The sequence below is a fragment of the Achromobacter sp. genome (assembly GCF_050285565.1).
Lineage (GTDB): Bacteria > Pseudomonadota > Gammaproteobacteria > Burkholderiales > Burkholderiaceae_B > Achromobacter.
This window is the reverse complement of record NZ_JBLZXG010000003.1, coordinates 167,466-190,779: the sequence shown is the minus strand read 5'-3', so window position 1 is coordinate 190,779 and position 23,314 is coordinate 167,466. Positions and strand designations below refer to the sequence as shown.

At 70.8% G+C, this 23,314-nt stretch carries 24 protein-coding genes; 15 read left to right on the top strand and 9 right to left on the bottom strand.

Annotated features, from left to right (window positions below; all coding sequences use genetic code 11):
• Positions 1-18: 18 nt before the first annotated feature.
• Complete coding sequence (locus ACN6O8_RS06805) at positions 19-858, bottom strand: IclR family transcriptional regulator (protein WP_427990311.1); 840 nt, start codon at positions 856-858, stop codon at positions 19-21.
• Between the two features lie 206 nt (positions 859-1,064).
• On the opposite strand from ACN6O8_RS06805, the gene ACN6O8_RS06800 reads away from it, so the two are divergent.
• Positions 1,065-2,717 (top strand): GMC family oxidoreductase, encoded by a 1,653-nt coding sequence (locus ACN6O8_RS06800; protein WP_427990310.1) that lies wholly within the window; start codon positions 1,065-1,067, stop codon positions 2,715-2,717.
• Between the two features lie 67 nt (positions 2,718-2,784).
• Positions 2,785-4,119 carry an MFS transporter gene (locus ACN6O8_RS06795; RefSeq protein WP_427990309.1) on the top strand — a complete coding sequence of 445 codons (1,335 nt, stop codon included), beginning with the start codon at positions 2,785-2,787 and terminating at the stop codon, positions 4,117-4,119.
• 58 nt (positions 4,120-4,177) lie between these two features.
• On the opposite strand, the gene ACN6O8_RS06790 is transcribed toward ACN6O8_RS06795, so the two are convergent.
• Together ACN6O8_RS06790 and ACN6O8_RS06785 are read right to left on the bottom strand one after the other, a co-directional pair.
• The gene (locus ACN6O8_RS06790; protein ID WP_427990308.1) at positions 4,178-5,188 is read right to left on the bottom strand and encodes an aldo/keto reductase; all 1,011 of its coding nucleotides are present in this window, start codon (positions 5,186-5,188) and stop codon (positions 4,178-4,180) included.
• A gap of 188 nt (positions 5,189-5,376) precedes the next feature.
• Entirely contained in the window at positions 5,377-6,435 is a 1,059-nt protein-coding gene (locus ACN6O8_RS06785; protein ID WP_427990307.1) for a serine hydrolase domain-containing protein, read from the bottom strand.
• Between the two features lie 167 nt (positions 6,436-6,602).
• On the opposite strand from ACN6O8_RS06785, the gene ACN6O8_RS06780 reads away from it, so the two are divergent.
• A complete protein-coding gene (locus ACN6O8_RS06780) occupies positions 6,603-7,589 on the top strand; it encodes a tripartite tricarboxylate transporter substrate-binding protein (RefSeq protein ID WP_427990306.1) in 987 nt (328 codons plus the stop codon).
• Positions 7,590-7,714: 125 nt separating this feature from the next.
• On the opposite strand, the gene ACN6O8_RS06775 is transcribed toward ACN6O8_RS06780, so the two are convergent.
• Positions 7,715-8,254 carry a TetR/AcrR family transcriptional regulator gene (locus ACN6O8_RS06775; RefSeq protein ID WP_427990305.1) on the bottom strand — a complete coding sequence of 180 codons (540 nt, stop codon included), beginning with the start codon at positions 8,252-8,254 and terminating at the stop codon, positions 7,715-7,717.
• Positions 8,255-8,517: 263 nt separating this feature from the next.
• On the opposite strand from ACN6O8_RS06775, the gene ACN6O8_RS06770 reads away from it, so the two are divergent.
• Positions 8,518-9,042, top strand: coding sequence for a hypothetical protein (locus tag ACN6O8_RS06770; protein WP_427990304.1), 525 nt, complete (start codon positions 8,518-8,520; stop codon positions 9,040-9,042).
• 105 nt (positions 9,043-9,147) lie between these two features.
• Here the strand turns inward: ACN6O8_RS06770 and ACN6O8_RS06765 are convergent, their stop codons facing one another.
• On the bottom strand, positions 9,148-9,654 hold the full coding sequence (locus ACN6O8_RS06765) for a DUF523 domain-containing protein (RefSeq protein ID WP_427990303.1): 507 nt from the start codon (positions 9,652-9,654) through the stop codon (positions 9,148-9,150).
• 150 nt (positions 9,655-9,804) lie between these two features.
• Positions 9,805-10,056, bottom strand: coding sequence for a hypothetical protein (locus ACN6O8_RS06760; protein WP_427990302.1), 252 nt, complete (start codon positions 10,054-10,056; stop codon positions 9,805-9,807).
• Positions 10,057-10,175: 119 nt separating this feature from the next.
• Between ACN6O8_RS06760 and ACN6O8_RS06755 the strand changes: the two genes are divergently transcribed.
• Complete coding sequence (locus ACN6O8_RS06755) at positions 10,176-10,982, top strand: AraC family transcriptional regulator (RefSeq protein ID WP_427990301.1); 807 nt, start codon at positions 10,176-10,178, stop codon at positions 10,980-10,982.
• A 28-nt stretch (positions 10,983-11,010) separates the two neighbouring features.
• Here ACN6O8_RS06755 and ACN6O8_RS06750 read toward each other — a convergent pair whose 3' ends face one another.
• Positions 11,011-12,546, bottom strand: coding sequence for an NYN domain-containing protein (locus ACN6O8_RS06750; RefSeq protein ID WP_427990300.1), 1,536 nt, complete (start codon positions 12,544-12,546; stop codon positions 11,011-11,013).
• Positions 12,547-12,655: 109 nt separating this feature from the next.
• On the opposite strand from ACN6O8_RS06750, the gene ACN6O8_RS06745 reads away from it, so the two are divergent.
• The 9 genes from ACN6O8_RS06745 (at position 12,656) to ACN6O8_RS06705 (ending at position 20,223) form a co-directional block, all read left to right on the top strand.
• Complete coding sequence (locus tag ACN6O8_RS06745) at positions 12,656-13,219, top strand: GNAT family N-acetyltransferase (RefSeq protein WP_427990299.1); 564 nt, start codon at positions 12,656-12,658, stop codon at positions 13,217-13,219.
• A gap of 171 nt (positions 13,220-13,390) precedes the next feature.
• Entirely contained in the window at positions 13,391-14,257 is an 867-nt protein-coding gene (locus ACN6O8_RS06740; protein ID WP_427990298.1) for a motility protein A, read from the top strand.
• A complete protein-coding gene (locus ACN6O8_RS06735; RefSeq protein ID WP_427990297.1) occupies positions 14,254-15,318 on the top strand; it encodes an OmpA/MotB family protein in 1,065 nt (354 codons plus the stop codon). The genes ACN6O8_RS06740 and ACN6O8_RS06735 overlap by 4 nt, the downstream gene beginning before the upstream one ends.
• A 192-nt stretch (positions 15,319-15,510) precedes the next feature.
• The gene (locus tag ACN6O8_RS06730) at positions 15,511-15,864 is read left to right on the top strand and encodes a YciI family protein (protein WP_427990296.1); all 354 of its coding nucleotides are present in this window, start codon (positions 15,511-15,513) and stop codon (positions 15,862-15,864) included.
• Between the two features lie 146 nt (positions 15,865-16,010).
• On the top strand, positions 16,011-16,424 hold the full coding sequence (locus tag ACN6O8_RS06725) for a YciI family protein (protein ID WP_427990295.1): 414 nt from the start codon (positions 16,011-16,013) through the stop codon (positions 16,422-16,424).
• Between the two features lie 41 nt (positions 16,425-16,465).
• Positions 16,466-16,873 (top strand): VOC family protein, encoded by a 408-nt coding sequence (locus ACN6O8_RS06720; protein WP_427990294.1) that lies wholly within the window; start codon positions 16,466-16,468, stop codon positions 16,871-16,873.
• Positions 16,870-18,162, top strand: coding sequence for an RNA polymerase sigma factor (locus tag ACN6O8_RS06715; RefSeq protein WP_427990293.1), 1,293 nt, complete (start codon positions 16,870-16,872; stop codon positions 18,160-18,162). Before ACN6O8_RS06720 ends, ACN6O8_RS06715 begins: the two co-directional genes overlap by 4 nt.
• 104 nt (positions 18,163-18,266) lie before the next feature.
• Positions 18,267-19,157, top strand: a complete 891-nt coding sequence (locus ACN6O8_RS06710; RefSeq protein ID WP_427990292.1) for an AraC family ligand binding domain-containing protein — start codon at positions 18,267-18,269, stop codon at positions 19,155-19,157.
• A gap of 112 nt (positions 19,158-19,269) precedes the next feature.
• Positions 19,270-20,223, top strand: a complete 954-nt coding sequence (locus tag ACN6O8_RS06705; RefSeq protein ID WP_427990291.1) for a DMT family transporter — start codon at positions 19,270-19,272, stop codon at positions 20,221-20,223.
• Positions 20,224-20,256: 33 nt separating this feature from the next.
• Here ACN6O8_RS06705 and ACN6O8_RS06700 read toward each other — a convergent pair whose 3' ends face one another.
• The gene (locus ACN6O8_RS06700) at positions 20,257-20,943 is read right to left on the bottom strand and encodes an HAD family hydrolase (protein WP_427990290.1); all 687 of its coding nucleotides are present in this window, start codon (positions 20,941-20,943) and stop codon (positions 20,257-20,259) included.
• Between the two features lie 94 nt (positions 20,944-21,037).
• A complete protein-coding gene (locus tag ACN6O8_RS06695) occupies positions 21,038-22,246 on the bottom strand; it encodes a CynX/NimT family MFS transporter (protein WP_427990289.1) in 1,209 nt (402 codons plus the stop codon).
• Between the two features lie 107 nt (positions 22,247-22,353).
• Between ACN6O8_RS06695 and ACN6O8_RS06690 the strand changes: the two genes are divergently transcribed.
• Complete coding sequence (locus tag ACN6O8_RS06690; protein WP_427990288.1) at positions 22,354-23,256, top strand: LysR family transcriptional regulator; 903 nt, start codon at positions 22,354-22,356, stop codon at positions 23,254-23,256.
• The last annotated feature ends 58 nt before the right edge of the window (positions 23,257-23,314 follow it).

The following is a 23,314-nucleotide window of genomic DNA, read 5'->3' as shown; positions in this document are numbered from 1 at the left end:
CGGCCACCCTGCTGACGTTCAGCCGCCCGGCCGGTGCTCGGCCAGCACCGCGCGCATCGACTGCGCCGCGCCCTGCAGTACCGGCACCGCGCGCAGCAGGTCGTCGAGCATCAGCCGCGCCGTCGGCGCATGGCACGCCACCGCGGCCACCACGCGATCCTGCGCGTCGCGCACCGGCACCGCCACCGCGCTCATGCCGCGCACGAATTCCTCGTTGTCGATGCCGATGCCGCGCGCGGCCAGGCGTTCCAGTTCGTCCTCCAGGCGCGCCGGATCGGTCAGCGTGCGCGGCGTATTGCGCGTGAGCGGCAGGCGCGCCAGCACCCGGCCGCGTTCGAGCCGGTTCATCGAGGCCAGGAACAGCTTGCCGCTGGCGGTGCAGTGCATCGGCACATGGCTGCCGACCGCGAAGAACAGCCGCAGCGGCTCGGCGGTTTCGACCCGCTCCATGTAGATCACCTGGTCGCCGTCGGGCGCGGTCAGGTTGCAGGTTTCGCCCAGTTTGCCGGCCAATTGCGCCAGCACGGCGCGGCAGGCGCGCGTGAAGGCCGAGGCGCGCAACGTGGCCAGCGCCAGCGCGGTGGACTGCGGCCCCGGCACGTAGCCGTTCTCGGTGGGCGTGGCGGCGACGAAGCCGGCGCGCTGCATCGCCGCCAGCAGCCGCATCAGCGTGGTCTTGGGCATGTCCAGGCGCTGCGCCAGTTGCGCCAGCGTGGGCGGATGCTGGGCGCGGGCCAGGTGGTCCAGCACCAGCAGCGCGCGCAGCGAGCGGGCGGCCTCTTGCGGCTCGCCGGCGTCGGCGCTGAGCGCCGATGCTGCACTGCGATTTTGAAACCGAAGATCCAGGTTGTGTTCCATTTCCCCGTTCCCGCGCTTGTCGCGCTTTCTTTCCCGTGAGCGCTTCCTAGAATCGCCACAGATACGGAACCTTCGCGCGTCGCCGCGCTCCCCTCGCTTCGGGCCAGTATATAAGCGCCCGGCGTTGCGACAAGCAGGGTAAACGCGCCGTCCGAACGCAGGAGTTGCCGCGCGCCGGCATGGCCACACCAAGGAGGAAAGCAGACATGTCCGAAGCCGTGGACTACATCGTGGTAGGCGCCGGATCGGCCGGCTGCGTGCTGGCGAACCGCCTGAGCGCCAATGGCCAGCACGCGGTCTGCCTGCTGGAGGCGGGGCCGCCAGACCGTTCGCCGTGGATCCACATCCCGATCGGCTACGGCAAGACCATGTTCCACAAGGTGTTGAACTGGGGCTACTACACCGACCCCGATCCCAACATGCTGAACCGCCGCATCTACTGGCCGCGCGGGCGCACGCTGGGCGGCTCCAGCGCCATCAACGGCCTGATCTACATCCGCGGCCAGCGGCGCGATTACGACGCCTGGGCGGCCGCCGGCAACCCCGGCTGGGGCTGGGACGACTGCCTGCCCTACTTCCGCAAGCTGGAGAACAACGACCTGGGACCCGGCCCCACCCATGGCACCGCGGGGCCGCTGAACGCCACCTCGATCAAGACGCCGCATCCGCTGGTCGAGGGCCTGATCGGCGCGGCCGGCGCGCTCGGCCTGCCGCATGTGCGCGACTTCAACAGCGGCGACCAGGAAGGCGTGGGCTACTACCAGCTCACCACCCGCAACGGCCGCCGCTGCTCCACCGCCGTGGCTTACCTGCGCCCGGCGCGCGGCCGCGCCAATCTGCGGGTGGAAACCGGCGCGCACGCCATGGCGGTGCTGTTCGAAGGCAGCCGCGCCTGCGGCGTGCGCTACCGCCAGGACGGCCAGGTGCGCACCCTGCGCGCCCGGCGCGAGGTGATCCTGTGCGCCGGCGCGCTGCAATCGCCACAACTGCTGCAACTGTCGGGCGTCGGCCCGGCCGCGCTGCTGCGCCGCTTTGGCATCGGCGTGGTGCGCGACCTGCCGGGCGTGGGCGAAAACCTGCAGGATCACTTGCAGATCCGCCTGATCTACGAGACGCGCCAGCCCATCACCACCAACGACCAGTTGCGCACGCTGCATGGCCGCGCCGCGATGGGCTTGCAATGGCTGCTGTTTCGCGGCGGGCCGCTGGCGGTGGGCATCAACCAGGGCGGCCTGTTCTGCCGCGTCGATCCGGCCAGCGCCACGCCCGACACGCAGTTCCACTTCGCCACGCTGTCGGCCGACATGGCCGGCGGCAAGGTGCATCCGTTCTCGGGCTGCACGTACTCGGTGTGCCAGTTGCGGCCGTCCTCGCGCGGCACGGTGCAGTTGCGCAGCGCCGATCCGTTCGAGGCTCCGGCGATGCAGCCCAATTACCTGTCCACCGAGCTTGACCGCCGCATGACGGTGGCGGCGGTCAAGTACGCGCGCCGGCTGGCCGCCACCGAGCCGCTGGCCGGGCTGATGAAGCGCGAGGTGCGGCCCGGGCCCGAGGTGCGCGGCGACGACGAGATCCTGCATTTCTGCCGCGAGTACGGCGCCACCATCTTCCACCCCTCGGGCACCGCCAAGATGGGCCCGCGCCAGGACCCGCTGGCGGTGGTCGACGAACGCCTGCGGGTGCATGGCGTGAGCGGGCTGCGGGTGGTGGATTGTTCCATCATGCCGACGCTGGTGTCGGGCAACACCAATGTGCCGGTGGTGATGCTGGCCGAGCGCGCGGCCGATTTCATCCTGCAGGATCTGCACGCGGCGCGGCCAAGCGCCCAGGCGCAGCCGGTATTGCAACAGGCGGCATGACATGCGTTGAACGCAACCCGCGGCGCGGCGCCGCAGAGTGCCGCCCGCCCCACCAAAGGAGACAGGCATGGCCAAGCAGAACGAAACCGCGGTGCGCAGAGTCGTCGCCGCCTCGCTGATCGGCGCCACCATCGAGTGGTACGACTTCTTCCTGTACGGCGTGGTCGCCGGCATCGTCTTCAATAAGCTTTACTTCCCCACCGGCGACCCGCTCGTCTCCACCATGCTGGCCTATACCACCTTCGCGGTGGGCTTTATCACGCGGCCGCTGGGCGGGCTGGTGTTCGGCCACTTCGGCGACCGCATCGGCAGAAAGAGCATGCTGGTGATGACGCTGATGATCATGGGCGTGTCGACCTTCCTGATCGGGCTGGTGCCCACTTACGACAGCATCGGTCTGTGGGCGCCCATCCTGCTGTTGCTGCTGCGGGTGTTCCAGGGCATCGGCCTGGGCGGCGAATGGGGCGGCGCGGTGCTGATGGCGTATGAATACGCGCCGCCCGGCAAGAAGGGTTACTACGCCTCGCTGCCGCAGATCGGGCTGGCCATCGGCCTGTGCCTGGCCTCGGGCACGGTGGCGCTGCTGTCGACGCTGCTGACGGACGAGCAGTTCATGGCGTGGGGCTGGCGCCTGGCGTTCCTGGCGTCGGCCGCGATGGTCGGGGTCGGCATGTACATCCGCCTGAACATCAAGGAAACGCCCGAGTTCGCCGCGGTCAAGCGCGACAATGCCGAGAGCCGCATTCCGTTCATGGACATGATCCGCCGCTATCCCGGCAACGTCGCCAAGGGCATGGGCGCGCGCTACATCGACGGCGTGTTCTTCAACGTGTTCGGCGTGTTCTCGATTTCGTACCTGACCCAGACGCTGCAGATCACGCGCACCGAGGCATTGACCGGCGTGATGGCGGCGGCGCTGGTGATGTGCTTCACGATCCCCTACTTCGGCCGGCTGTCGGATCGCATCGGGCGCGCGCGGGTGTATTTCTGGGGCTCGCTGATCACGGCGGTGGCGGCGTTTCCCGGCTTCTGGCTGATGCTCAACAGCCAAGGCAGCGTGATGCTGGTGTGGCTGGCCATCATCATTCCGTTCGGCATCTTCTACGCCGCCGTCTATGGGCCGGAGGCCGCGCTGTTCTGCGAGCTGTTCGACGCCAAGGTGCGCTACACCGGCATCTCGTTCGTCTACCAGTTCTCGGGCATCTTTGCCTCGGGCATCACGCCGATCATCGCCACCGCCCTGCTCAAGACCGGCAATGGCCAGCCGTGGCTGATCTGCCTGTATGTGCTGTTCTCGGGCGTGGTGTCGGCGTTGTGCGCGTGGCGGATCGGACGCGGCGGCCGCCCCCTGGCGCAGGACGCGCCGGTGGCGCCCGCCAACGCCACCTTGCGCAAGGCCTAGGGCGCGCGCGGCCTGCGGGGCGCCGCAACGCGCGCCCCGAGCCGCCCTGGCCCGCGCCTCAGGCCACCGCCACCGGGCGGCCGAAAAACGGATAGTTGGGATCGTTGTAGCCGTGGGTCGAGGCGTGGCCGGGCGTGACCCAGCCGTCCACGATGGCTTCGTCCTCGGGCGTGATCTTCACTTCCAGCGCGGCGTAGTAGTCGTCCATCTGCGCCAGTGTGCGCGGGCCGGCGATAACGCCGGTGACGATCGGATTGGCCAGTACCCAGGCGGTGGCGAAGTGGCCCGGCTGCACGCCGCGGGCGGCGCTGTGCTTGACCAGTTGCTGCGCGATCCGCAGCGATTCCTCGCGGAACTCGGTGGCCAGGATGCGGCGGTCGCCGCGCCCGGCGCGGGTGTCCGCCGCCGGCGCCTGGCCCGGCAGGTACTTGCCGGTGAGCACGCCGCGCGCGATCGGACTGTACGGCACCACGCCCAGGCCGTAGTGCTTGCAGGCCGGCAGGATCTCGACCTCGGGGCCGCGGTTGAGCATGTTGTAGTACGGCTGGCACACCACCGGCTGTGGCACGCCCAGCTTTTCGCACAGACGCAGGGTCTCGGCGATGCGCCAGCCGCGGAAGTTCGACAGGCCGAAGCCGCGCAGCTTGCCGGCGCGGATCAGGTCGCCCAGCGTCCACAGCGCTTCTTCCAGGTTTTCCTCGTGGTAGTCGCGGTGCAGGTAGAGGATGTCGAGGAAATCGGTGCCCAGGCGCGCCAGGCTCTGCTCGACGCCACGGATCAGCCACTGGCGCGAATAGTGCGACTGGTTCGGCCCCTGGCCCACCACGTTGCCGATCTTGCTGGCCAGCACCCAGTCGTGGCGCTGCCCTTGCAGCAGCTTGCCCACCACTTCCTCGGAGCGGCCGTCGTTGTAGACGTCGGCGGTGTCGATGAAGTTCAGGCCGTGGTCGCGCGCCGAGGCGACGATGCGCGCGGCCTCGTCATCGGGCGTCTGCTCGCCGAACATCATGGTGCCCAGGCACAGGGGCGATACGCGAAGATTGCTGGTTCCGAGACGGCGGTAATTCATGGCGAAAATCCTTGGTCGGCGAGAAAGTGGCCGGCGTGAAAAGCGCGCGCGAAACGCGGGGCGGTGACGGGCGCGCCGGCAACGCGGCGGGCAAAGGGCCATGTTGCCAGAAGAATGCCGGCGGGCCGCTGAAAATCCCTGCGCCGGGCAGGGATTCCAGACCGGCGCGGCCTGCGCGCGGCGCGCGCTCAGGCCGGCTGCGCGTCCACCGCCGCCAGGATGCGGCCAAACAACGCGTCGGCGTGCGCCGAATCGAGCCAGCGCACGATCACCACCAGCTTGCGCTCGGGCTCGACCCAGGTGAACGAACTGCCCGCGCCCACGCCGAAGAAGCTGGAGGCCGGCACGCTGGGAAACACGCGGCCTTCGTGGTTGAGCCAGATCAGGTAGCCGTAGTACGGCGCGATGGCGCAAGGCTGGCGCATCTGCGCGATCCATTCGCGCGACAGCACCTGGCGGCCATCGGCGGCGCGGCCCTGATCCAGCAGCATCTGCCCGATCCGGGCCTGGTCGCGCGCGCTGATCGACATGCCGCCGCCCCAGTGCGAACCGCCCGGCACCGACGGCATGCGACGGCCGTCGATCTCGACCCAGGCGTTGTCGTAGCCGACCCACTGCCAGTTTTCGCTGACGCCCAGCGGCCGCGTGACGGCTTCGCGGAACACCTCGGGCAAGGGCTGGCGGAACAGGTGCAGCAGCGCATACGACAGCTGGTTGATGCGCACGTCGTTGTATTCCCAGTACGTGCCGGGCGCTTGCAACGGACGGGCCTCGCCCTTCCTGCCATCGGGCGGCGCGCCGAAGGTGACGGCGCGATAGCGGTCGGCCTGGTCGGAAACACCGAAGCGCTCGCCTTCCCATTCGCTGGTCTGCTGCAACAGATGGCGCCAGGTGATGCCAGCGTTGCGGCCCTGGTCGAAGCCGATGCCCGGCACGCGCTTGCCGACCGGCTCGTCGACGTCCGGCAGCAGGCCGCGGTCATGCGCCAGTCCAGCCAGGATCGCCAGGTACAGCTTGGCCACGCTGAAGGTCAGGTCGGCGCGGTCGGGCTCGCCCCAGGCGGCGATCTCGCGGCCGTCGCGCAGCACCACGCCCGACACCGGCCCACGATCGTGGAGCGGGCCCAGCAGGCGGTTCCAGGGCGGCGGATCGTTCTGGTGCACCCCGAACACCCCGTCGACGCTGCGGTCCCAGGCGGTTTCGTGGTCGTTGGCGAACTGGATCGCCTGCTGCATGAGCGCGTTCATCGATTTCCCTTGTGTTGTCGTTGGCCGGTGGCGCCTGCGAGTATATCCAGGCGCGCGCGGCGCGATATCGCCAGGGGCAATAAGCAAGGCGGGAATCAATCGTTGGCGCGGCGGCGCGCCGCCGGTAGAGTCCAACGCCCCGCATCATTGAATCCAACGCTGAATCCATGTCGATCCGCCTTCCGGCCACGCGCCCCCTCTTGCGCCATCTCCCCGCCCTGCTTCTGGCCGTTGCCGCCGCCTGTGGCGGCGCCGCCCATGCCGAGCAACGCGTCATCCGCATCGTCGTGCCGTACGGCACCGGCGCGGTGCAGGACACCATCGCCCGCGCCATCAGCGACGAGTTGGGCCGGGCGCTGAACGCCTCGATCGTGGTCGAGAACCGCGCGGGCGCCGGCGGCACGGTCGGCACCGCCCAGGTGGCGCGCGCCACGCCCGACGGCAACACGCTGGTGCTGGCCGCGGCCAGCCACCACATCGCCGGCTACCTCTACAAAAACCTGGCCTACGACCCCTACAAGGACTTCACCGGCGTGGCCTACGTGGGCAACACCGGCTACGTCATTCTGGCCTCGTCCAGCCTGAAGGCGGCCAACACGGCCGAATTCATCCAGGCGGTCAAGGCCAAGCCGGGCGCCTACGATTACGCCTCGGCCGGCAACGGCAGCGCCTCGCACCTGGGCATGGCCGCGTTCCTGACCGCGGCCGGCGCGCAGATGCAGCACATTCCCATGAAGTCCACCGGGGACGCGGTGACCGAGCTGCTGGCCGGCCGGGTCCAGGCCGTCACCGCCGCCACCATCGGCGTGACCGGCTACCGCAACGACCCGCGCGTGACGTTCCTGGCCTACACCGGCAAGCAGCGTTCGCGCTTCGCCCCCGACCTGCCGACCGTGGCCGAGAGCGGCCTGCCCGGCTATGCCTTCGATTCCTGGCTGGGTCTGCTGGCGCCGGCCGGCATCGCGCCGGCCGAACGCGACAGGATCAACGCCGCCGTCAACGGCGTGCTGGCCGAGCCCAAGGTACAGGCGCGGCTGGCGGCGCTGGGCGTGGAGGCCGAGGCCAAGTCGCCGGCGCAGTTCCAGGATCTGCTGAAGGCGGATTGGGACGCGGCCGGCAAGCTGGTGGCGGCCTCGGGCGCGCGGGTGGAGTAGGCGTTGACCCGGATGCCGTGACCCGGATGCCGTGACCCGGATGCCGTGACCCGGATGCTGTGACCCGGACGCGCTGAACCGGCCCTGGCGCGCCGGACGCGGCGGCGGCCGGCCTGCGCGTGGCGTCAACGCTGGCGCACGCCTTCCAGGAACAGGGTGGTGATGAAGTCGGCCAGCGCCTCGCGCTCCTGGGTGTTGGGCTCGCGCCGCGTGAAACGCTCAATCACGCCCATGAAGGCATGCGACAGCCATTCCGGTGCAATATCCTTGCGGAATACGCCGGCGCGCTGGTCGATGCGGATGTTCTCGGAGATCATCGCGACCAGCTCGTCCTTGAGCGCCTCGGCCGCGTCGACCTGGAAAAAGCCGATGCGGGTCAGGTTGGGATCTTCCTGCAGGATGCCCAGCCAGTTGCTCACGCCCCGCCGCACGCGCTCCTGGATCGGCAGGCTCCGCTGGTCTTCATAGAGGCGCGCCTGGCAGACTTCCCGCCGCAGGCGCTGGGCGAACATGCCCACGAGTTCGTCGTAGGCCGCCTGCTTGCCCGCGAAATACTGATAGAACACCGGTTGCGTCACGCCCGCCCGGGCGACAATGTCGCTGATCCGGGTGTGCTGGAAGCCGCGCTCGGCGAACTCCGCTGCCGCGACTTCCAGAAGTTGCAACCGGGTGCGCTCACCTTTCGTCAAACGCTTGTCTTGCGGTACAGATGGGGGTGTTGCCGTCGTCATCGCGTGAAAATACTATCCTTCCGGCCTTTTTGCCATACATCCCCGCATACATAGAAACCCTGATGTCGCCGCCAAGCCCCTGAAATCACTTGAAATCTTCATAACTCTTGACACAACTCTTGCGCGACCGCGGCGTTACATTACGGTATCGCCAGTGTCCGCAGTGCGCGGACACCCGGCGGCTCAGGAGCAAGATCATGAAGCGGTTCACAGGTCGTATGGTCGGCGTCGCGCTGGCCCTGGCCTTGGCAAGTTCCCCCGCGCTGGCCGGCGGGTACCACGGTGGTGGCTATCACCATCATCACGGCGGTGGTGGCGGCGGCAGCGGTTGGTGGGTGGGCGGCGCGCTGGCGTTGGCGGCCACCGGCCTGATCCTGGCGGCCAATTCCGGCCCCTCGTACGTGCAGACGGGCGTCTATGCGCCCGGCGTGGCCTACTACAGTCCGCCGGTGTACGCGGCGCCCGTGTATGAAGCGGCGCCGGTGTACAGCGCGCCCCCGGTCTACCAGGCGCCGACGCAATACGCCCCGGTGCAGTACGAACCGGCGCCGCCGGTCAACCAGGCGCAGGTCAGCGCCTCGACCGACTGCCAGCGCTGGGCCATGAACCAGAGCGGCTACGATCCGGCCACCCTCTCGCAATGGACCACACAGGTCATGGTGGACAGCTACAACCGCGCCATGGATTCCTGCATGAACAGCCGCGGCTACCGCGCCAACTGAAGCCTGCCGGCCCTGGCACCACGAGCGCCCCACGGGGCGCTCGTTGCATTGGCGCGGGCGCCACTGCCCGTCAGGCGCGCCGGCGGCCCCAGCCAGTCGCCGACGTTAAAGCCCATCGCCGGCCTCCAGGCGTGCCAGACAGGCGGCGGCCTCGGCCCATTGGTGTTCGCTGAAGACGCGCACCCCGGCGTCGGCCAGCAGGCGCGCGGCGACGCCGGCCCCGGGCTGGCGCTGGCCGGAAAAACTGCCATCGTAGACATAACCGCTGCCACAGGAAGGACTGCCCTCCTTGAGCACCGCGATGCGGATGCCGCGCCGCCGCGCCACGTCCAATGCCTGTTGCGCGCCCTCGACGAATGGCCGGGTGGCGTCCTGGCCCGAGACCGTCATCACCCGGGCGCGGCCGGTCAGTACCGCGACGGCGTCGGCGCCCGGTTCGATCTCGGCTGGCGGACGCGGAATCGGCAGGCCGCCGGCCACCTCGGGACAGACCGACACCACCCGGCCGGCGTCGAGCCAGCGCGCCAGCACGTCGTGATCGCCCGGCACCGAGCGTCCGTCGTAACGTACGGGGTGGCCGAGCAGACAGGCGCTGACGAGAACGTATTGCATGGAGATTGCGGGCTGGCGGGGTGGGATGGACGCATGCGGCCGCGTTCGGCGCAAGCCTCATCATAGAACAGGCCGCCGCAACGCCGCGCCCGCCCCGCTTGGGTCGAACGGGCTGCGCGCCGGCCCGCGCGCGACGGCCCGGTCACCGGGCTATGCCGCCTCCAGCCACTGCCGCAGCGCCGGGTCGCGCACCTGCAGCACCTCGAACAATCCCAGCGCGCGCAGGGCCGGCAGCGCCTCGCGCAGATCGGCGCCGGCCTGTTCGCGGGCCCGCGGCGCGGCGCCGGCGTCGCACCAGAGGCGGGCGTTGGCCAGGAACGCGCCGACCGTGCCTTTGCGCACGGTCACGCCCTGGAAATCCGCGCTGTCGCGGTCGTCCGGCAACACATCCTGAGCTTTCATGGTTTTCTCCAATGGGTGAGCACGCAAACCAGCTTAGTCGTCCGTGGCCGGCAAATCTGCGGTATTTTGGTCAATTCGTACCGTGATTCTGCCAACCCGCCTGCCGATCGATCCCTCGCATGACGCTTCCCGCCGATGCCGCCTCGCCCCTGATCGCGCCCGCCCTGGCCGCCGCGCGCGACGGGCCGCGCCTGCTGGCGGTGCGCCGGCAGGACAAGGCCGTGCGCCATACCGCCGCCCACCGGCACGCGCGCGGGCAGTTGTTCGGCGCCTACGAAGGCTTACTGACGGTATGGGCCGGCGACCATCAGTGGGTCGCGCCGGCCGCGCACGCCGTGTGGATTCCGCCCGATTGGCCGCACGGGCTGCGCTCGCATGGCCCCTATGCCGGCTATAGCGCCTACCTGAGCCCGGCGGCGTGCGCCGGCCTGCCGGATACGCCTTGCGCCTTGCAGGCGTCGGCCCTGCTGCTGGCGGCGGTGGCACGCGCCGCCGGCTGGCGCGATGACGCCTGGGACGCCGCGCGCCTGCGCATCGTCGAGCTGGTGCGCGACGAGATCCGCACCCTGCCGCGCGCCAATGATGGCCTGACGCTGCCGCAAGATGCCCGGCTGCGGCGGCTGGCGCAGGCCTGGTCCGATGCGCCCGCCGACACCCGGCCGCTGGCGGCGTGGGCCGATACGATCGGCATGGCGCCGCGCACGCTGGCGCGGCGCTTTCTGGCCGAGACCGGTTTGACGCCGGGCGACTGGCGCCAGCGCGCCCGGCTGATGCGGGCGCGGCAAATGCTGGCGGCCGGCCACGGCGTCACCGCCGCCGCGCTGGAGACGGGCTACGACAACCTCAGCGCCTTCATCGCCGCGTTCAAGCGGGAATACGGGGTGACGCCCGGCCGCTATGACGGCCGGGATCCGTTGAGCGCCTGAGGCGCGCGCCGCGCGGTCGCGGCCGCGCTCATTCGGCGTCGGCGGCCTTGCGCGGACGACGCGCGCGCGGCGCGGTCTTGGCCGCCGTCTTGCGCGCGGTCTTGCGGGCCGGCTTGGCCGGCTCGCCATCCGCCGGCGCGGCAACAGGTTCGGACGCGAAGGCCTCTGCCGGCGGCTGAGCGGGCGGCGCCTCGCTGGCCGTGTCCTGCGCCGGCGCGGGCGCCGCTTTGGCGGCGCGCGCCGTCTTGGCCGCGCCACGGCCGCCGCGCGTTGCGCGCCGGCCCTTGGCGGCGGCCGGTTCAGCCGTGTCGGGCGCCTCCTGGGCGGGCGGCGCCTGGACCGGGCTCCCCCCCGCGTGCGGCGCGCCGGCGGGCGCCGCAGCGTCGAACGCCTGGGGCGGCAAGCCGGCGCCGGTCTGATCCTGATGCGCCGGACGTTCCAGGTGAGCCTGGCGGTCCTGATGCGCCTGGCGGTCCTGGTGATCCTGCCGCTCCGGTCGCGCCTGCGGCGCAGGCGAATCCTCGCCCGCCTCGCGCTCCGTGTCCGTCGGCGCCCGGCCGTCGGCCGGGCCCGCGCCCTGGCGGCCGCCGCGCCCAGCGCCTTGGTTCTTGCGACCGCCACGCGTACCGCGCCCGGAGCGCGGCTCGTTTTCGGCGCTGGCGCCGTCCGCCACGCCTTCGGCGGCCGGCGCCGCGCGCGGCGCCGGGCGGCCCGCTGCCCCGGCCGGCGCGCCCCCGGCATTGTCGCGATAGACGTAGGTGCCGGATTTTTCCTCGCGCCCGACCTCCAGGAAGCCGCGCGACTGCGCCTCGTCCAGCAGGTTGCCGAAGGCGCGGAAGCCGTAGTACGACTCGTTGAAGTCCGGCCGGCGGCGCTTGAGCGCGTCCTTCAGGGCCGAGGCCCAGATCTTGCCGCTGTCGCCGCGTTCGGCCATCAGCGCCTCGAAGGTCTCGACCACCATGTCGACCGCCTGGGTCTTGCGGGCCTCCAGTTCTTCCTTGCGGCGGCGCTCCTCGTCGGGCGAGCGGCGCTGGCCCGCGTTGCCGCCGCCGCGGTTGTCGCGGCGGGCGTCGGCGGCGCGCTGGCCTTCGCGGGCCAGGTCGTCATAGAAGATGAATTCGTCGCAGTTGGCGATCAAGAGGTCCGAGGTGGATTGCTTGACCCCCACCCCGATCACTTTCTTGTTGTTCTCGCGCAGCTTGGACACCAGCGGCGAAAAATCGGAATCGCCGCTGATGATCACAAAGGTATTGACGTGCGACTTGGTGTAGCAGAAGTCCAGCGCGTCCACCACCAGCCGGATGTCGGCGGAATTCTTGCCCGACTGGCGCACGTGCGGAATCTCGATCAGCTCGAAGTTGGCCTCGTGCATCGGCGCCTTGAATTCCTTGTAGCGCTCCCAGTCGCAATAGGCCTTCTTGACCACGATGCTGCCCTTGAGCAGCAGGCGCTCCAGCACCGGGCGGATGTCGAACTTCTGGTATTTGGTGTCGCGCACGCCAAGCGCCACGTTCTCGAAGTCGCAAAACAGCGCCATGCTGACGTTTTCGTTGGCTGCATTCATGTATTTCTCCGTTGCCGCGGCAGCCCGGGGGCCCGTCTGGCCGAGGGGCGATTGGCCGCGTTTCGCCGCCCATGATATACATTTCCGCTCGCCCCCCGCCTTGACCGCCATGTCCGACGTACCCGCCCCGCCCGCCCTGGATACCGAACGCCTGCTGCTGCGACCGCTCTGCCCGGACGACGCGCCCGCCATCCAGCGCGTCTTTCCGCAATGGGAAGTGGTGCGCTATCTGGCCGAACAGGTGCCCTGGCCGTATCCGGAGGATGGCGCGCGCACCTACGTGGAACAGGTGGCGTTGCCGGCCATGCGGCGCGGCGCGCAGTGGCATTGGTCGCTGCGCCCACGCGCCGAGCCCGGCCGCCTGATCGGGCTGATCAGCCTGATGCGCGATGACCCGGGCAACCACCGGGGCTTCTGGCTCGACCCGGACTATCGCGGCCAGGGCTACATGACCGAGGCCAGCGAGGCGGTCACGGCTTTCTGGTTCGAGGTGCTGGATCAGCCGGTGCTGCGCGCGCCCAAGGCGGCGGCCAACGACGGCTCGCGCCGCTTGTCCGAACGCACCGGCATGCGGCTGGTGGCCACCGAGGAGCGCGGTTTCGTCTCGGGACGGCAACTGGCCGAGATCTGGGAGATCACGCGGGAGCAATGGCGGGCGCGCCGCCGGGGCTGAACCCGGCCCCGTTTATTTCCCGGGGCGCCGCGCCCGGGCGCCGGCCCAAGCCGGCGCTTACCGCCCCTTTCGCCCCGTTTTCCGACGGATTGGCCGGGCGCTCGCGTGGCTAGAATTTGCCACCCTCCCGCATTCCGTGCACGGGATGCCCCTCGCAATCGAGCAAGATCCATGAATCCGTCTACCGTCATCGGCGCCGTTGTCGGCCTGCTCACCCTGGTCATCGTCATCGCCCTGGCCGCCACCAACCCCGGCCTGTATTTCAACCTGCCTGGCCTGGCCATCGTGCTGGGCGGCACCTGCGCCGCGCTGTTCATCGCCTACCCGCTGTCCGAGGTGATGCGGGTGTTCAAGCTGGTGGTCACGGTGTTCCGCAGCGACCAGCACGACCAGCAGCGCGACATCGAAGAACTGGTGAACATGGCGCAGCTGTGGATGAACACCGACGTCCACAAGGTCGAGCAGGAGCTCAAGAAGGTCACCAACCCCTTCCTGCGCACGGGCGTGCAACTGATCATCGACAACACCCCCGAAGACCAGATCATCGAACTGCTGCAATGGCGCGTGGCGCGGCTCAAGGCGCGTGAAATGGCCGAGGCGCAGATGTTCCGCGTGATGGCGACCTTCGCCCCGGCCTTCGGCATGCTGGGCACGCTGGTCGGGCTGATCAACCTGATGGCGGTGCTGGGCGACGGCAGCATGACCACCATCGGCCAGCAACTGGCCATCGGCCTGATGACCACGTTCTACGGCATCCTCTTGGCCAACCTGGTGTGCAAGCCGATCGCCGTCAAGCTCGAACGCCGCACCGCGCGCCGCGTCGAGTCCATGAACATGGTGCTGCAAGGCATCTCCATGATGTGCGAGAAGCGCGGCCCGGCGATGGTGCGCGAAACCCTGAACTCGTTCGTCATGCACGTCGAGGACGAAATCTACGACGGCGGCGCCGCCGCCGCGCCGCGCGGCAAGACCGAGGGCCAGGTGCCCGCCGCCGGCAAACCCGTGTCCATCACCCGCCCCGCCGCCGCGCGCCAATGAGCCTGATTTCCCCCTCCCTGGCGCAGCGGATCGAGCAGGCCCGCCAGGCCCAGTTGCGCGCGCAGAAGGCGGCCGCCAACAGCGGCTGGCGCCCCAGCAAGAGCGACCGCAAGGACCGCTATGCCCGCTGGCACGTCGACGAGACGGTCGAAAGCGACGCCGAGAACTGGTTGCTCAGCTACCTCGATTTGATCACCCTGTTGCTGGCCCTGCTGGTGGTGATGCTGGCCGTGTCGCGCCTGCACGGCGGCTTCTATGAGGCCGGCGAGCGGCAGGTCGACATCGTCGGCAGCGTGGCGGCCAAGGGCCTGCCCGCCTATGACGGCGAGTACGCCGAATTCGACACGCCCGCCATCCCCGCCAGTTGGGCCGAGCCGGCGGCGCCGGCCGCCGTGGCCAGCGCCGCCGCCGACGCCCCGCCCGAGGCCGGCGAGGTGGTGGCGCAAGCCGCGCCGCCGCTGAAGGCGCCGTCCAAGGAATCGCTGGGCCTGGGCGACCTGGGCAAGTCGGTCGACGTCATCATCAACGAGCAGTCGGTCAGCTTTCGCATCAGCAACGAATTGCTGTTCCCGTCCGGCCAGGCCACGCTCAGCCCGTCGGGCCTGGACGTGATCAAGCGCCTGGCCGCCATTCTGAACAAGAACGACTACCAGGTGTCGGTCGAGGGCCACAGCGACCCGGTGCCGATCCAGACCCGGCAATTCGCTTCCAACTGGGAACTGTCCAGCAGCCGCGCCACCAGCGTGCTGCGCGAACTGGTGCGCGATGGCGTGGCCGGCAGCCGCCTGCGCGCGGTGGGCTATGCCGAAACCCGCCCGATCGAATCCAACGACACCCCGGCCGGCCGCGCGGCCAACCGGCGCGTGGAACTGATCATGGACATCACCGCGCCGGCCAAGCCGGGCCCGGGCGACACCAAGGGCGAGGCGGCCAAGCCGGCCGCGGCCCCGGGCAAGACGGCGACGCTCAAGGACGGCGCCGGGGCGGCGCCCGCCAAGGCCGCCGCCAGCACCGCCCAGTCTCCCCGGCCCGCGCGCGACGCCGCCCCCGGCAATTCCTGAGCCGTCCGCGCCTCGCCCCAGACCGGCTTCGGCCGGTTTTGTTTTGCGCGTCGATTCTTGCCTGGGGATGCGCGGAAAACGCCGAGGCGAGCCTGTGCGGCGCGCCGCAAACGGCGTAATCTGGCGGCTGCCGGCGGACGCGAGACGCGCCTGGGCCGGCGCTTTCACCGACCTTGCCACCAGGAACCGTCCATGCCGTACATGCTTCTTATCGTCGAGCCCGCCGGCCAGCGCGCCGAGCGCACGCCCGAGGAAGGCCGCGAGGTCTACGCCCAGATGGTGCGCTACGCCGAGGGACTGCAAGCGCGCGGCCTGCTGGCGCGCGCCGAATCCCTCAAGTCCGATGCCGACGGCGTGCGGCTGCGCGTGCGCGACGGCCAGCGCACGCTGGTTGACGGCCCCTTCGCCGAGGCCAAGGAAATGATCGGCGGCTTCTTCCTGCTCAACTGCGAGGACCGGGCGCAAGCATTGGCGCTGGCCGCCGAGTGCCCGGCGGCGCGCTGGGCCACCGTCGAAGTGCGCGAACTGGGCCCCTGCTTCATGTAGCGCCGCGGCTTGGCCGCCGGCGGGCGGACCAGGTGTTTACCCTGAGCCACGCGTTCTGGTGTCGATCCGCGCGCCGCTCATGCGTCGTGCCAGTACCGACCCTGCCGCGCGGTGCGGCCGGGCCCATCGATACCCGGAGATTCCCGATGCGATTCATGATCATCGTCCGCGCCAACGCCGACAGCGAAACCGGCAGGCTGCCCGAGCCCGCCCTGCTCGACGCCATGGCGACCTACCATGAAGGCCTGGCCAAGGCCGGCGTGCTGCTCGACGCCAACGGCCTGCAACCGTCGTCCAAGGGCTGGCGCGTGCAGTACGACGCGCAGGGCCAACGCAAGGTGATCGACGGCCCCTTTGCCGACACCAAGGAACTGATCGCCGGCTACACCATGATCCAGGTGCGCTCGCGCGAGGAAGCGATGCAATGGACGCTGCGCTTTCCCGACCCTTTCCCGGGCCGGCCCTGCGACATCGAAGTGCGCCAGGTGTACGAACTGGATGACTTCGACCCGGGCAAGGAGATCGACCGCTTCCGCCAACTGCCTGGCAACGGCCAGTGAACCGCGCCCCGCGCGCAACCACGCCCGCTCCGAGACCCATCATGCACAAACAGATCTTCGTCAACCTGCCCATTGCCGACATGGCGAAATCGCAGGCCTTCTTCAAAAGCCTGGGCTTGAGCTTCAACCCGCAATTCACCAACGACCAGGGCGCCTGCATGGTCGTCGGCGACAACATCCACGTCATGCTGCTGGTGAAGGATTTCTTCAAGGGCTTCACCGGCAAGCCCATCGTCGATGCCGCCGGCGCCACCGAGGTGCTGATCGCGCTGTCGTGCGAAAGCCGCGCCGAAGTCGACGACCTGGTGGCGCGCGCCAAGGCGGCCGGCGGCACGGCGCCGCGCGCCCCGCAGGACCATGGCTTCATGTACGCGCACGGCTTCGATGACCTGGACGGCCACATCTGGGAACTGTTCTACATGGAACCCGGCCAGACGCCGCAGGCATGACCGCGCCAGCCGGATCCACGGCCACCCACCGCGCCATCGAAGCCGTCTGGCGCATCGAGGCCGCCCGCGTCATCGCCGGCGTCGCGCGCCTGGTGCGCGATGTCGGCCTGGCCGAGGAACTGGCCCAGGACGCCCTGGTGGCCGCGCTGGAGCGCTGGCCGGCCGCCGGCGTGCCGGACAACCCGGGAGCCTGGCTCATGACCACCGCGAAAAACCGCGCCCGCGACCACTTGCGGCTGGATGCCATCCACCGCCGCAAGCACGAGCAGATCGGCCACGAACTGGAGGCGCTGCAGGCCGACGTCGAGCCCGATTTCGTCGAGGCGCTGGACGCGGCGCGCCAGGACGACATCGGCGACGACCTGCTGCGCCTGGTGTTCACCGCCTGCCATCCGCTGCTGTCGACCGAGGCGCGCGTGGCGCTGACGCTGCGGCTGCTGGGCGGGCTGTCGACCGCCGAGATCGCGCGCGCCTTCCTGGCCTCGGAATCGACCATCGCCCAGCGCATCGTGCGGGCCAAGCGCAGCCTGAGCGCCGCGCGCGTACCGTTCGAGGTGCCCGGGCCGCAGGAACGGGCGCAGCGGCTGGCCTCGGTGCTGGAGGTGATTTACCTGATCTTCAACGAAGGCTATGCCGCCACCTCGGGCGCGGACTGGATGCGGCCGGCGCTGTGCGACGAAGCGCTGCGGCTGGGCCGCATCCTGGCCGAATTGACGCCGGACGACAGCGAGGTGCATGGCCTGGTGGCGTTGATGGAATTGCAGGCTTCGCGGCTGCACGCCCGCAGCGACGCGCAGGGCCGGCCGGTGCTGCTGCTGGAGCAGGACCGCGGCCGCTGGGACACCCTGCTGATCCGCCGGGGCCTGGCCGCGCTGGACCGCGCCGAACGCCTGGGCGGGGCCAGCGGGCCGTATGCGCTGCAGGCGGGGCTGGCGGCCTGCCACGCGCGCGCGCGGCGGCCGCAAGACACCGACTGGGCGCGCATCGTGGCGCTGTACGATGCCCTGGCGCAGGCGATGCCGTCCCCGGTGGTGGCGCTGAACCGCGCCGTCGCCGTGGGCATGGCCTTCGGCCCGCGGGCGGGGCTAGACCTGGCCGACGAACTGGCGCGGGACCCGGCGCTGGCCAACTACCACTGGCTGCCCAGCGTGCGCGGCGACCTGCTGGCCAAGCTCGGCCGCCACGCCGAAGCGCGGGCCGAGCTGGAACGCGCCGCCGGCATGACGCGCAACGCGCGCGAACGCGAGATGCTGCTGGCCCGGGCGCGGGCGCTGCCGGCGACGCCCTGAGCGCGCCAGGCCGCGCCTGGATCCGGCAGCCCGCCGCGCCCAGGCGGACGGGCCGCCGGCCACGCCCGGCGGCGCGGCGCCGCCGAACGTGCTTAAATTCCGCCATGGCCCGCACCCAGCCCTGCGCCAGCGGCGTTCCTGCCGCTCCCGAGGCGCGCCCCGAGCCGCCGCTCGCGGGCGTGCCGCAGGCCTTCGACCATCCCAACGACCGCGCCGAATTCCGGCGCCCGGCGCAGCGGCCCGGCATCGAACTGTATCGCGCCCACATCATCCGCCACGCTTTCGAGCCGCACACGCACGAAGCCTACGGACTGGGCGCCATCGAAACCGGCGTGGAACGGTTCCGCTACCGCGGCGCCGACCACCTGGCGCCGCCCGGCTCGGTGGTGCTGATGAACCCCGACGAACTGCACACCGGCCGCGCCGAGACCGAAGGCGGCTGGCGCTACCGCATGGCCTACATCGACCCGGACGTGGTCGCCGAAGTGGCCGGCGAGGCCGGCTGGTGGTTCGATTGCGCGGTGGGCCACGACGCCGCCAGCGCGCGGCGCGTCACCGCCCTGCTGGACGCCTTGTGGCAGGCGCGCGAGCCGCTGGCGTTCGACAGCGCCCTGCACGCGCTGCTGGCCGAGTTCCGCCGCCATGCCCGCGCGCCGCGCGCGCCCCGCCCCGAAGGCGCGCCGCGCTTCGCTCCGGTCATCGACTACCTGCGCGCCAATCTGGCACGCCGCCTGACGCTGGAAGAACTGGCCGCCGTCGCCGGCCTCAGCCCGTTCCACTTCCTGCGCAGCTTCCAGGCGCACACCCACGCCACGCCGCAGCAGATGCTGATGGCGCTGCGCCTGTTCGAAGCCAAGCGGCTGCTGGCGGCCGGCCAGGCGCCAGCCCAGGTCGCGCTGGCCGCCGGCCTGACCGACCAGGCCCACCTGACCCGCGCTTTTGCCCGCCGCTACGGCGTCACCCCCGCGCGCTACCAGAAGCAAGTGCGCGCCTGAGCCGAGCGAGGCCGCCTGGCGCCGCCCTGCCGGCCGACAGCAATCTGGTACAAGACCGGCCAGCGCCCTCCTGGATAGACTGGCTGCCTGTTGAATACGTATCGGACATCCCATGTGGGCAGGAACCCTGTACGCCCTGGCGGCCGGACTGATGTGGGGGCTGGTGTTCGTCGGCCCGCTGCTGCTGCCGGAATACCCCGCCGCGCTGCAATCGGTGGCGCGCTACCTGGCCTTCGGCCTGATCGCCATCCCGCTGGCCTGGCTCGACCGCAAGGCCCTGCGCCAGCTCGGCCGCGCCGACTGGATCGAAGCCCTGAAGCTGGCCGCCATCGGCAACCTGCTGTACTACCTGTGCCTGGCCAGCGCCATCCAGCGGGCCGGCGGCCCCGTTCCCACCATGATCATCGGCACGCTGCCGGTGGTGATTGCCATCTGCGCCAACTTGCGCAACGCGCGCCGCGACGGACGGCTGCCGTGGAAGCGGCTGGCGCCTTCGCTGGCGTTGATCGCGCTGGGCATCGCCTGCGTCAACCAGGTCGAGTTGCAGGCGCTGCGCCAGGAGGCCGACGCCGACCTGTCGCGTTACGCGATCGGCGCCGTGCTGGCGCTGGGCGCGGTGGCGTGCTGGACCTGGTATCCGCTGCGCAACGCGGACTGGCTGCGCAACCACCCCGGCCGCAGTCCGCGCACCTGGGCCACCGCCCAGGGCGTGGCCACCCTGCCGCTGGCGCTGGCCGGCTACGGCCTCCTGTGGGGCGGCATGGCCCTCACCGGCAACGACTTCGCCATGCCGCTGGGGCCGCGTCCCGAGGTGTTCCTGGGGCTGATGATCAGCATCGGCCTGTTCGCCTCCTGGCTCGGCACGCTGTGCTGGAACGAAGCCAGCCAGCGCCTGCCAACCGCGCTGGCCGGGCAACTGATCGTGTTCGAAACGCTGGCCGCGCTGGCCTATGCCTTCATGCTGCGCGGCAACCTGCCGCAGCCGCTGACCCTGGCCGGCATCGCCCTGTTGATGATCGGCGTGTTGCGCGCGGTGCGGGTCAAACCCGAACCGCTGCCCGCCTAGGGCGGATCGGCATTGCACCGGCCGCTGCCCGGCTCATGCGCGAGGCTCGCCCTGGATGATCTGCGGCAGGCGCCGCAGATCGTCGATGACCTCGAAGGCGCCTTCGTCCAGCAGGCGCGCGCGCTGGTCCGGGCCGTTGTGCGAGGCGCCGATGTAGCCCACCGCGCGCATGCGCGCGGCGCGGGCGGCGCGCACACCGGGCACGCTGTCCTCGACCACCACGCATTCCAGGACCGCGGCGCGCATCTGGCGCGCGGCGAACAGGAACACGTCCGGCGCCGGCTTGCCGCGCGCCACCTGCGCCGTGCTGAATACATGGGGCGCGAACTCGTCCCACAACCCAACCAGTTTGAGCGCCGCCTCCAGCTTGGGCGGCGTGCTGCTGGAAGCCACGCAGACCGCCAGGCCGCGCTCGCGCAAGGCCGCCAGCGTCTCGCGCACGCCGGGCAAGGCGCGCAGTTCCTGGCGGAAGGTGTCCTGCAGCCGGTCGGCGTAGCGGCGCGGAAAATCCTCCGGCAGGGCGCGCGCGTTCTCGTCCTGCAAGGTCTGCCACATGTCGGCATCCGGAATGCCGGCAAAGCGCCGCGCCGCTTCCTGCGGCGTGATGGCGATGCCGTGCTCGGCCAGCGCGCGCGACTGGGCGCGGGCCGCGATGATTTCGCTGTCGATGAGGACGCCATCGCAATCGAAGATGACCAGGCGCGGGGCAGGCGTAAGCATGGGGACTCCAGCAGGGACGATGCCCCATGATAGGCCGTCCGCGTGACAACCGCACCGGCGCGGCGCCTGCAACCCCGCGGCCGCGAGCCGGCGCCTACAACCTGGCGCCGTTCAATCGCCGCAAGCGCCAGGCGATGGCCAGGCCGCCCAGCGCCGCGGCCGCCACGATCAGTGACGCCTGGGGCCAGCCGTAGCGATCGATCACGCCGCCCACCGTCACCGGGCCGATCACCTGCCCCAGGTTGCTGCCCATCATCACCAGGCCGACCGTGGCCGCCGTCAGCGCCGGCCGCGGCGCCACCCGCGGCGCGGTGCCCAGCAGCGTCGCCGGGATCAGGCCGCCCACGGCCGAGAACAGCACGCACAGCAGGAAGGTCGGCATCGCCGGGAACACCGAACGGAAGATCAGCAGCGCCACCGCGCCCATCGCCACGCTGGCGCAGGCGATCAGGGTCGAACGGCGCCAGCCGCGCGACAACAGCACGCCGGCCCCCAGGTTGCCGATGATATTGGCGGCGCTGGCCACCGCGCTGTAGAGCCCGGCCGTGGCCAGCGGCAGGCCGAGTTTGTCCATCAGCAGCACCGGCAGGAACGTGAACAGCGCGAAGAACATCAGGCTGTAGAGCGTGAACGCGGCCGCCAGCAACACCGGCCCGGCCGCGCCCAGGGTGTCGGCCGTGTCCCGCCGCAGCCCGCGCCAGGACAGGCCGGCGCCGGCGGGCGTGGGCGGCGCCAGCGCGGCGACGCAGCCCAGCGCGATCACGGCGGCCGCGCCGGCGCACCACCAGTAGGCGTGCCAGTCGCCGAAGGCCTGCGAGGCCAGCATGGCGATCGCCATGCCGGCCGGCATATAGCAGCTCCACAACGCGAACGCCAGGTCGCGGCTGGACGGCAGCACCAGACGCTGCAAGGCCGCCGGCCCGGCCACCGTGATCAACAGGAACCCCAGGCCCTCGACCACGCGCGAGGCCAGCAGCACGCCATAGCCCGGCGCCAGCGCGCCCGCCGCCGTGCCCACGGCCACCGTCGCCAGGCCGCCCAGCAGCATGCGGCGCGCACCGAAACGCGCGATCACGCCGCCCGCGGCGATGCCGCCCAGCACGCCCAGGATCGAAAACACTGCCGTCAGCGTGCCGATCGACGCCAGATCCAGTCCCAGGTCGCGCCGCAACAGCGGTGCCGCGATGATCACCTTGCCCACCTGCAACGCGGCCACCACCCCGGCGCCCACGATCGCCAGCACCGCCGCCCAATGCGTCGCCGCCGGCTGGCCGGCCCGCGCCGCGCCTTCCCCCTTGTCCATCCCTGCCTCTCCTCGCTTGCGATGCCGCCAGCATGCCGGCCGGAACCGATTCTGATAAGTGATAATCTTTTGATGGAACCGATCTTGAAAATAGATCAGGACGCACGATGATAGACGCCCTCACCCTGGATCAGCTCCGTGTGTTCGCCGCCGTGGCCGACACCGGCAGTTTCCGCGCCGCCGCCAGGCAGCTTGCGCGAGTGCAATCGGCTATCAGCCACGCCATCGCCAACATGGAAACGCAGTTGGGCGTGAAGCTGTTCGACCGCAGCGGCCACCGCCCCGTCATGACGCCGGCAGGCCAGGCGCTGCTGGCCAATGCGCGCGACATCCTGCTGCGGGTCGACGCCATGCGGGCCCGCGCCCAGGGGCTGGGCGAAGGGGTCGAGCTGGAACTGTCGCTGGTGGTGGACACCCTGTATCCGCTGGCCCAGGTCGGCGCCGCGCTGAACCGCCTGCGGGCGGCCTATCCATCGGTCGCCACGCGCGTCGCCGTGCTGCCGCTGGGCGGGCCGATCGCCGCGTTGCTCGATGGCAGCCACCAACTGGGCATCATCGCCGGCGAACACTTCCGCCATCCGCGCATCGCCATGCAGGCACTGTCGTCGGTGCAGATGGTGGCGGTGGTCGGCGCCGCCCATCCGCTGGCCGCGCGCGTGGCCGACGGCGCGCCGCTGACGGCGCCCGACCTGGCCGACCACCTGCAGGTGGTGCAGATCGATCCGTCCACGCTCAGCGCCGGCCGCGACTTCGCGGTGCTGTCGCCGCAGACCTGCCGCGTCAGCGGCCAGGACACCAAGCATGCGCTGATCCTGGCCGGCGTCGGCTGGGGCCGGCTGCCATTGTGGCTGGTCGAGCGCGACCTGGCCGCAGGCCGGCTGCTGCGCCTGCCCACCGGCAGCCTGGGGCGCGGCAGCCAGGTGACCACCGAGGTCTACCTGGCGCACCGCATCGACCAGCCGCTAGGGCCGGCCGCGCGCACGCTGGCGGCGGCGCTCGCCAGCGCCTGAGCGGCCGGGCGCCGTCGCCGGCTGCTTGCCGGCGCCCGGGCCCGGCAACCCAGCCGAC